General features: G+C 41.7%; 15 protein-coding genes and 2 pseudogenes. 5 read left to right on the forward strand and 12 right to left on the reverse strand.

The window, feature by feature from the left end; genetic code table 11:
* Positions 1–50: 50 nt before the first annotated feature.
* The 9 genes from PSI15_RS18610 to PSI15_RS11785 form a co-directional block, all read right to left on the reverse strand.
* Complete coding sequence (locus PSI15_RS18610) at positions 51–1,547, reverse strand: phage late control D family protein (RefSeq protein ID WP_443256090.1); 1,497 nt, start codon at positions 1,545–1,547, stop codon at positions 51–53.
* A complete protein-coding gene (locus tag PSI15_RS11750) occupies positions 1,544–2,050 on the reverse strand; it encodes a phage tail protein (RefSeq protein WP_273583697.1) in 507 nt (168 codons plus the stop codon). Before PSI15_RS11750 ends, PSI15_RS18610 begins: the two co-directional genes overlap by 4 nt.
* Entirely contained in the window at positions 2,047–5,418 is a 3,372-nt protein-coding gene (locus PSI15_RS11755; RefSeq protein WP_273583698.1) for a phage tail protein, read from the reverse strand. The genes PSI15_RS11750 and PSI15_RS11755 overlap by 4 nt, the downstream gene beginning before the upstream one ends.
* Positions 5,411–5,530, reverse strand: a complete 120-nt coding sequence (locus PSI15_RS11760; protein ID WP_010845423.1) for a GpE family phage tail protein — start codon at positions 5,528–5,530, stop codon at positions 5,411–5,413. Before PSI15_RS11760 ends, PSI15_RS11755 begins: the two co-directional genes overlap by 8 nt.
* A gap of 14 nt (positions 5,531–5,544) precedes the next feature.
* Entirely contained in the window at positions 5,545–5,862 is a 318-nt protein-coding gene (locus tag PSI15_RS11765; protein ID WP_045971919.1) for a phage tail assembly protein, read from the reverse strand.
* 96 nt (positions 5,863–5,958) lie between these two features.
* Positions 5,959–6,477, reverse strand: coding sequence for a phage major tail tube protein (locus tag PSI15_RS11770; protein WP_273583699.1), 519 nt, complete (start codon positions 6,475–6,477; stop codon positions 5,959–5,961).
* A gap of 11 nt (positions 6,478–6,488) precedes the next feature.
* Positions 6,489–7,661 (reverse strand): phage tail sheath protein, encoded by a 1,173-nt coding sequence (locus tag PSI15_RS11775; RefSeq protein ID WP_273583700.1) that lies wholly within the window; start codon positions 7,659–7,661, stop codon positions 6,489–6,491.
* Positions 7,662–7,849: 188 nt separating this feature from the next.
* Positions 7,850–8,131 (reverse strand): type II toxin-antitoxin system YafQ family toxin, encoded by a 282-nt coding sequence (locus tag PSI15_RS11780; protein WP_443256091.1) that lies wholly within the window; start codon positions 8,129–8,131, stop codon positions 7,850–7,852.
* Positions 8,115–8,396 (reverse strand): type II toxin-antitoxin system RelB/DinJ family antitoxin, encoded by a 282-nt coding sequence (locus PSI15_RS11785; protein ID WP_273583701.1) that lies wholly within the window; start codon positions 8,394–8,396, stop codon positions 8,115–8,117. The genes PSI15_RS11780 and PSI15_RS11785 overlap by 17 nt, the downstream gene beginning before the upstream one ends.
* Positions 8,397–8,839: 443 nt before the next feature.
* Between PSI15_RS11785 and PSI15_RS11790 the strand changes: the two genes are divergently transcribed.
* Positions 8,840–10,183, forward strand: coding sequence for a phage baseplate protein (locus PSI15_RS11790; RefSeq protein WP_273583702.1), 1,344 nt, complete (start codon positions 8,840–8,842; stop codon positions 10,181–10,183).
* A 167-nt stretch (positions 10,184–10,350) separates the two neighbouring features.
* Here PSI15_RS11790 and PSI15_RS11795 read toward each other — a convergent pair whose 3' ends face one another.
* From PSI15_RS11795 to PSI15_RS11805, 3 genes and pseudogenes are all read right to left on the reverse strand, one after another.
* A complete protein-coding gene (locus PSI15_RS11795) occupies positions 10,351–10,839 on the reverse strand; it encodes a hypothetical protein (protein WP_273583709.1) in 489 nt (162 codons plus the stop codon).
* Positions 10,811–10,951 carry a hypothetical protein gene (locus PSI15_RS11800; RefSeq protein ID WP_273583703.1) on the reverse strand — a complete coding sequence of 47 codons (141 nt, stop codon included), beginning with the start codon at positions 10,949–10,951 and terminating at the stop codon, positions 10,811–10,813. Before PSI15_RS11800 ends, PSI15_RS11795 begins: the two co-directional genes overlap by 29 nt.
* Before the next feature lie 354 nt (positions 10,952–11,305).
* Positions 11,306–11,566: pseudogene (locus PSI15_RS11805) on the reverse strand (tyrosine-type recombinase/integrase); the annotation flags it as partial.
* 33 nt (positions 11,567–11,599) lie between these two features.
* On the opposite strand from PSI15_RS11805, the pseudogene PSI15_RS11810 reads away from it, so the two are divergent.
* From PSI15_RS11810 to PSI15_RS11825, 4 genes and pseudogenes are all read left to right on the forward strand, one after another.
* Positions 11,600–11,842 (forward strand): annotated as a pseudogene (locus PSI15_RS11810) (tyrosine-type recombinase/integrase); the annotation flags it as partial.
* 309 nt (positions 11,843–12,151) lie between these two features.
* Complete coding sequence (locus tag PSI15_RS11815) at positions 12,152–12,472, forward strand: type II toxin-antitoxin system RelE/ParE family toxin (protein ID WP_273583704.1); 321 nt, start codon at positions 12,152–12,154, stop codon at positions 12,470–12,472.
* Positions 12,469–12,750, forward strand: a complete 282-nt coding sequence (locus PSI15_RS11820) for a helix-turn-helix domain-containing protein (RefSeq protein ID WP_273583705.1) — start codon at positions 12,469–12,471, stop codon at positions 12,748–12,750. Before PSI15_RS11815 ends, PSI15_RS11820 begins: the two co-directional genes overlap by 4 nt.
* A gap of 216 nt (positions 12,751–12,966) precedes the next feature.
* The gene (locus tag PSI15_RS11825) at positions 12,967–13,779 is read left to right on the forward strand and encodes a hypothetical protein (protein ID WP_273583706.1); all 813 of its coding nucleotides are present in this window, start codon (positions 12,967–12,969) and stop codon (positions 13,777–13,779) included.
* The last annotated feature ends 59 nt before the right edge of the window (positions 13,780–13,838 follow it).

The following is a 13,838-nucleotide window of genomic DNA, read 5'->3' on the forward strand; positions in this document are numbered from 1 at the left end:
GTCTGGTGAACAATATACCAAAGGTCTCATATTGAGATCAAGCACTCATTTTAAATTTCATCGATTTTTATTTCGAGATCTAATGATGTCGTAAAACCACTGTCATTGAGCACATGTGTCACTTTAATCAGCGTCCAATGCGTCCCATCAATTTCCGGCTTAAACCCCTCTAATTGGATAGGCGTTTCAGGGTAAATATCAGCACGTCCCATCGCCAACGTGATAGAAAACTGTGCTGCCCCTCGCTGCATTTTTTCCCATACGGCTTTAGCGGCACGTTCCGCCTCTTCCTTATTAGAATAAATGCGCGAAAGAGTCAGAGTATTCTCTTCAGTTCCCATCAAATAGTTTGAGGATTCTTGCTTTACCGTTGTTGTTTGATGATGTTCAATCTTTGACTCACTCCTCTTTTCATGAGATAGGGTGCCCTCAATATTGAGACTTCCCCGAGCTCTGTTTTTCCCTTTGCGTCCATTTTTAATATAAGCGGGTTTTTCTCTACCTTTCGTTTTGGGATTTTTCTTCACCGAATTAGCCTTGTCAGGCTTAGCCAGACTGACTCCGCCAGACTTAGCAAGATTGGCATCACCAAATGATTTGCGTTTGAGATCTTTTTCCTTCTTAAAGGATTGCGGTTCTTTTTTCTTGGAAAGATTAGCACTGCTCCCTTTTAGGGTGGAATTTTTGTCTTTTTGAGAAGCATTCTTATCAGAGGATTTATTTTCGCTGCTTTCATATTTAATGGTAATTTCAGCTTTCCCATCTTTTGATTCTATTCGCCTCAACTTAGCCGTCTGCTTAGTGGCTGTGCGTGTATCCAGCCACTGGACATCGACACCCGTATAGGCTTCACGATCGGACAGAGAAAACCGATGACTGTCCCCTGAGTGACGAGTAATCAATACCAGTGGAATATCCTGACCACTCGCCGCCTTATTCTGCCCTTGGCGAATAAACAGCAATTCACCATTTTTGACTGAGGCAATCGCCCCTTCCTGCTTTGCCACTCGTGTCAAAAAGCTCACGTCAGACTCATTAGTCTGATCGATATGCATAGAAATGCCTTTCAATTCCTGACTGATTTTAAATTTCAGTTGGTTTCTCGTGGCAATCGTACTCACAATGCTTTCTAACGTGTGTTTATGATAGGAATATTCACGTTTAACATTCAGGTCACCACGAAAATCCGCGCTGCGGGCACGAATAGTCAGTCGATCAGGTGCCCCAGAATGTTCAATTTCATCAACAACAAATTGCCCCTTCGGAGTTAAAGGGTGGCCGTGCCACCCCAGTTCCAATGTGAGAATATCGCCCCGGCGAGGCAGCTTCAACATACCATCTGCATCGTCCAACTCAATATCAAGCTGGTCTGATTCCAGGCCACGATTATCCGTCAGCGTTAACGACATCAGGCGTGATTGAATCTTCCCACTGATATCCTTGTTGTTGATTTCCAGAAGAAAAGCAGGCTTGCTGGTTTTTCCGGTGACCAAATCCAATTGAGGAACCCAATCTGTATTCGGTATCCACTTTCCAGAATCAATCATGAGAATGCTCCCTTGACGTTATCGACAACCTCATTGTTGAAATCAGCAATTTTCTTCGGCAAATTAGGTAACTCTTTCTTGATATCAGAAAGTTGATCCTGCAAATCCCCCAACATTTCAAACAGATTGTTGTCAACACGCCGTAAGGTCAACGTAAAACTGATTTTTCTCGCTGCCCCACCAGACATAAATTCCGTTTTTGTTTCATCAATGCTTTCGATAACAAACATGCCATAAATCGCACCACTGCCATCAATCAAAGACCATGCCTTACCGCTGTCCGCCATCAACGTCAACGCAGTCAGAGAAAGCGATCCCCCCGTCAGTTCAGGATAAAGCTCACCCGAAAGCGTGATTGTATCGTTATCTGAACCCACAAATTGCCATGCTGGCCGTGCTCCCACACGGCTATTAAAGGCATGACGCCAACTTTGTTTATGTTGAAAACTTTGGTATGGCGTTGTTTTCAACATAAAAACAAATAAACCCAGTGCTGCCATCATGAGAAGAATTCCTCCCTATCAGAATATGAGCTACGCATACGGGCTTGCTGCGCACGTTCCCGTTGTTCCAGTTCCTGTCTGACCATACGGGCAATATCCTGCGCGGACTGTCCCTGAGATCCATAGACATAGATGTTATATTGCGGTGCCGCGCTGGACTGCTGCTGTGGCTGGCTCCGCGCCTGTTTCACCTGAACTTCCTCATAAGCGTGGGCAGGCAAACTTTGTGCGTGTAACGGTGCATCCTGCGCCGCAACAGGCAATGACATTGAGCTAACAGCAAGCCCCACGGCAGCAAATTTCGCCGTCTTTTTCCGGCTGGTGACATCGGCTCGCCCATTAACAAGTTCAGGGCCATATTCACCGACAATGCCTATTTTTCCGGCGGGAATAACACCACCACCATCATAAAACCCACTGACTTGCTTCGCTTTTTCAGCGGTTTCACTCTGGGTGATTTCCTGGGAAGTTTTTACCGTAACTTCCTTTTTATCATCACCTGACCACCATGATTTAAATATGTCAGTAATAGAGGAAACCTTACCTTTCAATGCCTCCCATTTTTCTTGAATACCGGTTAACAAACTGTCGATCATTTCTGATCCCGCCGCTTTTAATTTTTCTGGAATAGCTTGAACATCCGCAACAATTTCATTCCATTTATCTGAAATGGATTTTTTGACGCTTTCCCAGATTTCCAAAGTATTCTGTTTAACTGATTCCCAAACTTCACTTATTTTAGCTTTAATCGCCTCCCAAACTTCCGAGGCACTTTGTTTAATGGCATCCCAGTTTTGGTAGATAATGCCGATTAATCCACCATTCATGAAATAACTTTTAATACCTTCCCATGCGGTATTAACAAGGTTTTTAATTCCTTCCCAAGCACCGCTGAAGATATTTTTAATGCTTTCCCATAAAGCGGTAAATTTTGGCCCCAATGATTCCCAATTCTGCCAAATATAAATAGCCGCCATGGCGATAATACCAATAACCGCAAGAATTGGGTTTGCCATCATAGCCCGGCCAATAAACATGATTGCCTTGCCTAATACGCTGAAAGCACCACTTAAAAAAGATAATCCTTTTACACCAACACTTGCCAGGATATTTATTCCACTACCCAGAACACCAAAAACTTTTTGACCAATATTTCCTAATAACCCCAAACCTTTTCTTTGATTGCCAAAAGTATCTTTGCCTCCTTTATTAGATAACAGATCAGCGCCATCATTAAGTGAGCCAAAGACCTTGCTTCCGGTTTTACCAAAAAAATCCATGGCAGCTCTTAGTGCTTCCAAAGCCTCAGTGCCTAATTGCGCAAATGCCTTCAAACCAACGTTTAAATTCTCCAGCGCCTGAATACCGACTTCCGCAAATTTATTAATATTGGCTCTTAAATCTTCCAGAGCCTGAGAGCCAATCTGAGTAAATATATCCAACGGCGCGGTTAACTTATTCAGCGCCTGAACCCCCAACTGAACAAATGCATCCAGTGTGGACTTTAATTTATCCAGTGCCTGAGTGCCAATCTGAGTAAATATATCCAACGGCGCGGTTAACTTATTCAGCGCCTGAACCCCCAACTGGACAAATGCATCCAGCGTGGATTTTAATTTGTCCAGTGCCTGAGTGCCTAACTGGGCAAAGACATCCAAAGGCGCGGTTAATTTATTCAGCGCCTGAACACCCAATTGCACAAATGCATCTAGGGTGGACTTTAATTTGTCCAGTGCCTGAGTGCCCAATTGAGCAAAGAAATTCAAGCTTGCTTTTAATTCTTCAAAAGCTTTAAGCCCCAATTGGACAAACACATCCAAAGGATATGTTAGTTTATTTAAAGCCTGAGTTCCTAACTGCACAAAAGCATTCAAGCTGGATTTTAAGGTTTCCAGCGCCTGACGTCCCAGCTCCGCAAATGTATTCAGGCTGGATTTCAATGTTTCCAATGCCTTAATACCTACCTGCGCAAAAGTATTCAGACTGGACTTTAAGGTTTCCAGAGCCTGACGACCCAATTCCGCAAACTGATTCAGGCTACCTTTTAGATCAACAAAAATTTGAATTCCAACCTGGGCAAAAATATTCAAACTGGCTCGTAATTCAACAAACGCCCTGACGCCCAGTTGTACAAAGAAATTCAGGCTGGTTCGTAACTCAACAAACGCCCTGACGCCCAGTTGCACAAAAAAGTTCAGGCTGACTCGTAATTCAACAAACGCCCTGACGCCCAGTTGCACAAAAAAGTTCAAACTGGCTCGTAACTCAACAAACGCCCTGACACCCAGTTGCACAAAAAAGTTCAAACTGGCTCGTAACTCAACAAACGCCCTGACACCCAGTTGCACAAAAAAGTTCAGGCTGGCTCGTAATTCAACAAACGCCCTGACGCCCAGTTGCACAAAAAAGTTCAAACTGGCTCGTAATTCAACAAACGCCCTGACGCCCAGTTGTACAAAGAAATTCAGGCTGGTTCGTAACTCAACAAACGCCCTGACGCCCAGTTGCACAAAAAAGTTCAAACTGGCTCGTAATTCAACAAACGCCCTGACGCCCAGTTGCACAAAAAAGTTCAAACTGGCTCGTAACTCAACAAACGCCCTGACACCCAGTTGTACAAAGAAATTCAGGCTGGTTCGTAACTCAACAAACGCCCTGACGCCCAGTTGCACAAAAAAGTTCAAACTGGCTCGTAACTCAACAAACGCCCTGACACCCAGTTGCACAAAGAAATTCAGACTGGCTCGTAATTCAACAAATGCCAAAATGCCCAATTGAGCAAATAAATTCAAACTGACTTTTAAAGAGTCAAATACTTTTATACCAAGATTGCCAAAAATTTGTATATAACCAACCAACATTTGAAATACTACTTTGGCTGAACCCGTAGTTAATTTTAAAACGGCATTAATTTTATTTAAAATTCCAAATAAAATCGTTATTCTTGGATTAATATTAATGACCAACTTATCTAACAATGAAAAATTGTTAGTCATATTCCCAGTGACACCGAAATTAAATTCATTTTTTTTACTGGATGAATTCTCTTTTTTAATAACCTGGGTAGTTTGAATGATATTGGTTGATTGATTGGCGGCACTCACCTGCATGACTTTTGAGGCGTTTTGCCGCGTAGAGAAAGATTGATTATAAGCTTTAAGATCGGCACGCATACGCGCAGTTTCCTGCGCATAACCTACAATGGGTTTTAATCCTTCAACAGTCTTATTGAGCTTTTTAAACTGGTTATGAATTTTATCTACTGACCCTACCAGCTTTTTTTGATGCTGTTGAAAAGATTTAAAGGAACTGGTCAGCTTTCCAACGACACCCAGTACCTTATCGAGCTGCGACTGTATATTACTCATTTTCTGCACCACTTCTTAAAATGGCCCGATGTCGCCAGTCCAATAGTTCCGACAGAGACATTTCATCTGTCACTGCCGGTGACCAGTGAAAAACGGTGGCGATATCTGCCACCAATTCATCAACGGTTAATCGTTCTGGGAATCGGACTTGACCGATTTCGGCAACAAAAAATTGACCACCTCCACACTGAGATTAATCAGATCACCCGGTGACATCATCATCAGGTCATTTTTGGTCAATGCAGGGGTCGTCACACGCGGCAGGACAAGCAGCATAGAATCCACATCCATTTCCAGCAGAGCCTGTAAACGTGCACCGCGCAACGCGCCGCTGTTCGGTTTGCGTATCATTACTTCCGTGATTTCGCCGTTGCCCCGCGCCAGTGGTGCTTCCAATTCGATGGTACGCAGATCGTCATTTTGAGTGTTCAGTGTTTCTGTCATGGTTCAACCTTGTTTATCCGATGAGATAACCTGTCTCAACAGACACGAAGAGACAGGCCATACGTTTTTTAAAAAAGCTAATTGCTAAAAGAACGATTAAAAAAGACCGATAGCGCGACGATGCTGTGCCAGCCGATCGACTCCGCCGACTTTCTCAACCATGTTGACGGTGTCAATTTCAATCAGCGCTTCGCCATCCCACGTCAGTTTGAAGTAAGTGTTTTTAGCGGTGATTTTGGTCTGCGTGTTATCGCCTTGTTTATAAGTGCCGTGATCGAACTCCTGGAAGCGACCACGCATCACAACTTCAACTGCAACGACGTCACCTGTGTCATCACGCTCAAAAGAGCCTGCAAAGCGCAGCATAACGCCATCGGCTTTTGCGATGCCCCACTGTTTGTAAAGCTGGGCTTCAATGCCACCCAGAGTGAATTCTGCATCCAATGCGCCGTCATCCAGACCCAAATCCACCATTGCGCTGCCGTTCATGCCAGCTCCGCGATAGGCTTCCAGTTTGCGGCTTAACTTAGGAAGCGTCAGTTCTTCCACGATCCCCTGATAGTTGTTGCCATCATTGAACAAGTTTAGGTATTTAAGTTTGCGAGGTAATGCCATCAGTTAGCCCCTTAGTTATTAATACTTTTCGCGAAATCCATCAGGTAACTATCTGTAATGCGCTGGCGTAACATCATGTTTTCCAGTGGCGGTACAGGTGTATAGTCGTAATCGATGGTCAGTTTGCCCGCTTTCAAGGTATCCTTGTCATTCGCCTTGTCGTCATACCAGCAACGGCCGTCAATGATGTAACCACCGGCTTTCAGTTCGCGGAACTTGGCATTGATGCCTTCGATAATGTCGCGCACCAGTGATGGCGTCAGCGGTTTATCGATAGCCCACATGTGTGATTCTGCCATGGTGTCAGCCAGAACCTGGGCGGTACGGGTGTAGCTTTCAAACTGGAACAGTGGATCATCCGCACAAGTGCGGGAACCCCAGAAGCGGAATCCGTTTTTGCGGATCAGCGTGGTGATGCCACTTTTGTTCAACAAATCAGCATCAGTCGCGGTATCTTGCAAATCCCAAAAAACATCCGCAGACAGACCAGTCACACCGTTGACACCAACGTTGGACAGGGTTTTATGCCAGCCAGTTTCCTGGTCAATCCTGGCGCGCAGACCCAGAGCACGGGCGGTCGCATAAGCGATAGCTTCACTGTTGGTCACCGTATCCCAGCTCAAGAAATCAGGCCAAATCAGCATCAACTCACGCTGATTAAAGTTGTCGCGATACTTGATCACTTCTGAGATATTTTTGCAGCCATAAGCACTGACATAGGCCATTGCTTTCAGCTTCTGGGCAACGCTTGCCAGTTCAACAGCCACTGCTTTTGAATCCAGACCCGGAACCCCCAGAATGCGAGGCTTAACGCCAAGCTGGCTTTGCGCCGCCAACAGAGCTTGCATACCCGTCTTCTTACCTGCATCAGTGACGCCACCGATGAGGTTAGAAATGGTGGCTTCTTCGGACTCGCCCTCAGCAACACGCACAACAACAGTGACAGGTTGAGCCTGAGCAGAGATTGCTTTTAGTGATGCGGACAAAGTCCCTTTTTTCCCAGCTTTACCACTGGCGCTCATAACGTCAGTAAGCAGAACGGGAGTATTTAATGGAAATGTTTTTTCGTCTGCGTCAGGGGCAGTACACACCATACCTACGATAGCGGTGCTAACGGTAGTAATGGTACGAGTACCTTCATTAATTTCCTGTACACGGACGCCGTGATGATAGTCTTGTGCCATATTAGCGGTTCTCCTGTTAAGGTGTGCTGATATATTGGCGGATTGAGCAGGGGAAATCATGCGATTGGGGATGTGTGAGGGATGATACAAGTGTGTAATGAAATTTTTTTAATAATCAATTGGCTGGGATTTTAGAAATTCCAATAGATAAAAAAATCCGCCCCAGTGGACGGTTTATACAGGTGTTATCAGAATAGCTCGCTGTGAGAGCCTAATCGGGCAAGTTCCAAAATGGTATTACCAACTTTTTTGTAAATCAGCAGTAAATCTGGGTGAAGATGACAATCCCGGAAACCCCGCCAATCTCCTTTTAGTGGGTGATCGACGTATCTTGTCGGGATTGGTTTATCGTTTACCAAAATATCCAATATTTCAACTAAACTTTCATCGATAGTTGCGCGATATCTTCCTTTCTTCACGCGCTTATAGTCCTTCTTGAACTCAGAAGAACGACTAATCTTCCTCATCATTGTTCAGGTCATCCATGAAAGCAGAAACACTGTCAAACGTTTTACCCTTACCGCTTTCAAGCTGTTTAATAGCCGCTTTTGTGCGGGAAGCATTTCGGTAATTTGTACCTTTCACTTCAAAGGGTAGTGTATTTTTTTCCGCTACCTGCACCATCAACATGCGGATAGCGTCGCTTACTGTCAACCCCATAGACTGGAGCGCTATGGTTGCAAGTTCTTTAGTTTTAGGGTCAATTTTCGCCCTGACATAAGTTTCATTAGCCATTAAAGTTCCCCTTTCTTTACATAACAGATATGAATTGTAGTCCTATCGTAGTCACATAACAAGACTAAAAAATGTACTATTATTGGATTTAACGCATATGAGATTTTTTCACTCATATACGGTGTAGGGTGAAAAAAAACGCACTAAAAACGGCCAACTTTTGTTTGTATTTTACTCTTCTTATCTGATGTTTCTATAAATGGAGATATTGGTTATTAATTCAACCATAAGATAGTTGTTTTTTTGCTTATTGCTCTTCTGGTTATTGCCTTTTGTTTACTGTTATCAGCCTTAATGTGTGTTCATATGGGGTTCTATAAAACCTCGGTTTAGCGGGAACTGTTACCAAAGCGGACAAGGCATTGCCCCGTAGCGGGGGTGAAGTTACCGGGGACATCTCGATTTCTACTGATAATGAGATAGCTTGGCGTAGAAATACAGATATGGCTGCTATCGGCTTTAAAAATACCGGAGATGGTGATACAGACTCCTACATGTGGTTTAAGACAGCAGATAATGGTAACGAATATTTTAAATGGCAACATAGCCTTTCTGGGGGAGGAACCTCGGAATGGATGAGCCTCAAGTCTGATAATCTCCGGATTAAAGGGCATCAGGTCTATCATGAAGGGTATAAACCTACAGCTGAGGCAATTCAGGCTGAACCCCGTTTTAATACCACCATTGATCTAACAGGCTTAAGTAGTGATCGATATTATCCTGTGTGGTGGCGATTCCCGTCGAATAATGGTGCTAATTCTTGGTTAGCTATTCATCGTTGGTATGCAGAGGACATAGAAAAAGAACCCTTTGGTCAGGGAGTGACTCATCTTGCTGGACTGTCATTACAGATTGAAGGCGGGGATGTTCCGTGGGGAGGAGATGCTCAGTATTTAAATATTAAGCGTATTCGTCAAACTTATCGTAATACCGTCAAAGCTATTCGTCATGGCATGATGAGTATTGCCAGACCGATTAATGGGAAATATTCGCTTTATCAAGGTGCCAAGTCCGGTGATATCGTAACATGCTATATGAATAGCGGTTGTTATTTACGGGGTGGTTTAACTTACCATGTGACGAGTAACTTTTCTGATATTCATTATTCTCGTGAAGAAGGGGAAACTGAAATCTCTCGTGCTTTGGACTCTCATAATAATTTTGAAATTAAGTGGACAGCTAAATCCTACTCCATTGATGATCCTATATTAGGACAAGATTACGATGATGTAGTAACGCCTTACGCATATGATCTTGCAGATATGCTGTATCCTGTAGGGATAGTTGTATGGTTTGCTCAGAATAAAAACCCTAATATTCTTTTTCCTAAGACGCAGTGGAAATATATCGGTGAAAATAAAACAATTCGTTTAGCTAACCCAGACGGCTCTAATGTACTCTCTATTGGTGGAAATGATTCAATAACACTCACAGGAGCACAAATTCCATCTCATAACCACCAATTTAATGCAACTACTAGCAGTTTTGACTATAGTACTAAGGCTACTAATTCTAATGGAAATCATTTCCATGATAGTGGCTGGGGGGAATCTTCTAACGCTCGATATGGAATTTATGACAACACAAAAAATAATATAGGCTCTGGAGATACTGATAGGGATAATTATAAGTTTAAAACCAGTACTGATGGTGATCATAGTCACACGGTACATATTGGAGCTCATGCTCATTCTGTTTCAGGTGCAACGGAAAATACTGGTGGTAATTCAGAGATCAATATTACCAATGCGTATATCATGTTAATGGGATGGTATAGATTGGCCTAATTTAATTAAGTTACAATAGATATTTTTTCTGATATAAAATAATAAAAACAGAATCATGATTAGAAGTAAATTATTAAATCAATAAGTGTGGGTTTTTAATAAATCAGAGACTAGATTTAGTGTATAAAATACCCCTCTTAAGGGGGGTATTTGTTAAAAAATTAACTTTATAATTTTAATAACTTTATTTTAAAACTCAGTCTTACTTTGGGGTCTAAAAAGTATGATATTTTACTGGTTTTTTCTATTATCTTTTTCAAACCTAGTTTTTTCTCATTAGATAATAGCTTCTCATTCTTTAAAAGATGTTCAATCGCATGAGTTGCAATGAGATTATGATATCTATTATCAAATTTATCATTCATATATAGAATTACATTAGCCATAATATCAGCTTTCTGGTGAGTGATTTTGTTTGATAAACTATCACTGCGTTTTATATAATTATAAAATACAGAATTTGTTATAAATATATTTTCACTTTTTATTAAAATATCTGGAAAAATCAATGCATCTTCATAACAAGAAATTTCTGGGATTTCAATATTATTAAATAAACTTTTATTAAAAAATTTACTACATAGATGTGCCTGGAATCTTCTGTGAATTAAAAACTCTTGTAAGTAATCAAGAAAAATTAATTGCATATTTTTCACCGTAACCGCCCAACAATGCATTGATTTCTTCTTCCATCGTCTCCTGAGTCCAGGTCATAAATCGTCGCCAATGATATTTGGCTTGCTTCCAGACGATCTCAATCAGATTCAATTCAGGGCTGTACGTCGGAAGGTAAAGTAAAAACAGATTATGCTCTCAGTGGCGATCTGGCGCGGTTTTAATCCTCTGCCCAACATGAGCAAACCTGTTCCTCGCGTACGGACGTCCCGATGCTGATGATTCAGGGAAAGTTGTTGCAACGTAATTCGTTCAGGTTCAGAAAGCACTATCTTTGATTTCATGAGTAGAAGCAGTCAGTGGGTTTATTAGCATGTCCGCCATTATAACAAAAGTGCAAATTATTTCATTGGGTTACTTATAAGAAGTATCAACTCCCCAATTGTATGTTGTATGAAAAACAGCTCTGTTGGCACTGCCAACATGGTGGAAAAAACAACCGAGCCTTTACGCCCTTTTGCCAAATTTCCCTATCAAGACATTCTCACCCCACTCCAGCATCTCCATATGATCCGCATACCATTGCAGCATTGCCCTGCGCCCCTCCAGATATTGAGCGTGATTGTAAGTTCTCTAGATGCTGTTCTTATCTACATGAGCAAGCTGAATTTCAATCCAGGTCGTGTTGTAACCTTGTTCATGCAGGATATTACTCATGGTGTGGCGGAATCCGTGGCCGGTTGCCCTGCCATCATAACCAATGCATTTAATATTGTTGACCGCAAACGCTTTGGCTGTCTTTTCAGATTTCACTATCTGAGACATACTCGAGCTAGCTGGTTGGTGCAATCAGATGTTCCATTATCAATATTGCAGGAGATGGGAGAGTGGGAGTCAATAGAAATGGTAAGGCGATATGCACATTTAGCACCGAATCATTTAAGTGAACACGCCTGTATAATTGATGAACTTTTTGAAGGTAACGACACAAATACGGCGCCCTACAGGGTTATAACCTGTGACCTACGGTTTAGAAGAGAGTAGATCTTCAAATATCACATTGAAATATAAAGATTTACCCTTACTCACATCACGTTTTGTGTCGTTCGCCGCCTTTCAATGTCTTTGATCATCGTTCGTATGTCGTTAGCAGAGACACAAAAACGACACAGTGATTTAAGACAGTCTATAAACAAGATGATTTAGTGATCCCTAAGTTTCATATCACGTGTTTCATTACTCAGTTGACTCAATGCAATCTATCATATACGATAAGTTAAATCTTATCATAAATGATAAGTCAATATTGAACCCTGAACATCTATCATATATGATAAAATACAAAAGGCAGATATGAGCTGGAATATTGATTTTTACCACGGAGTTATGGATAGCATTCTGGATATGCCCCCTAAGATTCAAGCCAGGATGTTAAAACTGCTCGAATTAATGGAACAGCATGGTGCTAATCTTGGATCTCCACATACTGAACCTATGGGTAATGGCTTGTTTGAGCTACGAGCAAAAGCTCAGGAAGGAATTGGTCGAGGCTTATTCTGTTACCTTGATGGCTCGAATGTCTACATTCTCCATGCTTTTGTTAAGAAGAGCCAAAAAACACCTAAGAAAGATTTAGACTTAGCCAAAAGCCGCATGAAAGAGGTGAAAAAATGAGTCAACTACAAGCCCTTAAAACTAAAGCATTACAAAACCCAGACGTGAAACAGGCTTATGATGAGTTGAATGATGAGTTCGAATTCATCAACACATTGCTGAGTATGCGCACTGAGGCGAAATTAACTCAACAGCAAGTTGCAGATCGAATGGGAACTAAAGAAAGTAATATTTCCCGACTGGAAAAAGGAAAAAGTAACCCAACTTTAAGCACGCTGGTAAATTATGCAAAAGCCTGTGGTTTCCAGCTTGATTTCAGCTATCGGCGCAACAGTTAATTATGTGATAAAAAAGTCGACATACCCACCCCACCAGTGTGCAGTGGAAAAGGAATCTGCTACCACCAAGCATTTCTGATTTGAAATTGGGGAACTGTCCCATTGCCCGTATTTTGGGCATCCCCGTTTTGGCAAGGTCAAAGTATAGCCAGACTGTAAAAAGAGATTACCCAGACTCAAAGTGACGGCCTTGGCAAAATCAATGGGTTATCGCTTTTGCTAAATCAATATCTGCCTGATTCAATCTATTCGTATGATATTAAAGGAATAACAATTTATTTTAGCTTTCCTATATTATTTTGTGGTCTGCTGATTTATTCAATTATTTTCTTTATTATCGGTTTAGCGGGAACCGCTAAAATGCCGATTGGTACTACAGCTCATACGCTGATGGCCGGTGATGATGTTCGAGTTACATACATGTACACTAATTACATTAACGAGCGAACTGCATTGGCTGTTAATAAAAATGCCTCTTTTATAGATCTTGCTGGCAGTGGAGATAGACAATTGCCAGTTGGTATGGGGTTAAATGCTGGTGGAAATTTTTGGGATAAGTTTGACGTTGAATTCACAAAAGTGGAAAGTGGTGTTGATCCGATTACTCGTCCTCCAATCGTGCGAGAACTTTTACAGTATATGAAAATGGATAGAATTCATTTTCATGGTGATTTCAATATAATGAAATTAACAATAAAAAAAGTGACCAATGATTTTGGATCTTATGTTTTTTATATCCCTAACCAACATGTTCAAAATGGCTGTTTTATGAGCTTTGTTGTATATCATAAAATAGTTGGCAATTCAGATTGGTGGTGGTGTGATAATACTATAAAAGGACAGTGGAATCAAAAAACAACCCATTTGTTCAGTAATGGATCCCCTGGTGATTACGTTCATATTGATTTTGTGTTAAGTGGAAATAGTTCTGAAGGAGACGCTCTTTATATTGCTTTGCCACAAATTGTCACTGGCAAATGGAATCCTAAGCATTTATGCCCACAACTTTTTAATATTGACCTGGGCTAGGATTATAACATAGGAATAGTATATGAATAAATTAGATAAGTAAACCAATGAAATAATTT

The organism is Xenorhabdus sp. PR6a (assembly GCF_028599065.1).
GTDB classification, from domain to species: domain Bacteria; phylum Pseudomonadota; class Gammaproteobacteria; order Enterobacterales; family Enterobacteriaceae; genus Xenorhabdus; species Xenorhabdus doucetiae.

What these genes read in the sequence shown, in the direction of transcription:
- PSI15_RS11790 (WP_273583702.1), top strand. Translation starts at nt 8,840, where the DNA reads ATGGCTGCTATCGGCTTTAAAAATACCGGAGATGGTGATACAGACTCC.
- PSI15_RS11780 (WP_443256091.1), bottom strand. Translation starts at nt 8,131, where the DNA reads ATGATGAGGAAGATTAGTCGTTCTTCTGAGTTCAAGAAGGACTATAAG.
- PSI15_RS11820 (WP_273583705.1), top strand. Translation starts at nt 12,469, where the DNA reads ATGAGTCAACTACAAGCCCTTAAAACTAAAGCATTACAAAACCCAGAC.
- PSI15_RS11770 (WP_273583699.1), bottom strand. Translation starts at nt 6,477, where the DNA reads ATGGCATTACCTCGCAAACTTAAATACCTAAACTTGTTCAATGATGGC.
- PSI15_RS11815 (WP_273583704.1), top strand. Translation starts at nt 12,152, where the DNA reads ATGAGCTGGAATATTGATTTTTACCACGGAGTTATGGATAGCATTCTG.
- PSI15_RS11750 (WP_273583697.1), bottom strand. Translation starts at nt 2,050, where the DNA reads ATGATGGCAGCACTGGGTTTATTTGTTTTTATGTTGAAAACAACGCCA.
- PSI15_RS11765 (WP_045971919.1), bottom strand. Translation starts at nt 5,862, where the DNA reads ATGACAGAAACACTGAACACTCAAAATGACGATCTGCGTACCATCGAA.
- PSI15_RS11755 (WP_273583698.1), bottom strand. Translation starts at nt 5,418, where the DNA reads ATGAGTAATATACAGTCGCAGCTCGATAAGGTACTGGGTGTCGTTGGA.
- PSI15_RS11775 (WP_273583700.1), bottom strand. Translation starts at nt 7,661, where the DNA reads ATGGCACAAGACTATCATCACGGCGTCCGTGTACAGGAAATTAATGAA.
- PSI15_RS18610 (WP_443256090.1), bottom strand. Translation starts at nt 1,547, where the DNA reads ATGATTGATTCTGGAAAGTGGATACCGAATACAGATTGGGTTCCTCAA.
- PSI15_RS11785 (WP_273583701.1), bottom strand. Translation starts at nt 8,396, where the DNA reads ATGGCTAATGAAACTTATGTCAGGGCGAAAATTGACCCTAAAACTAAA.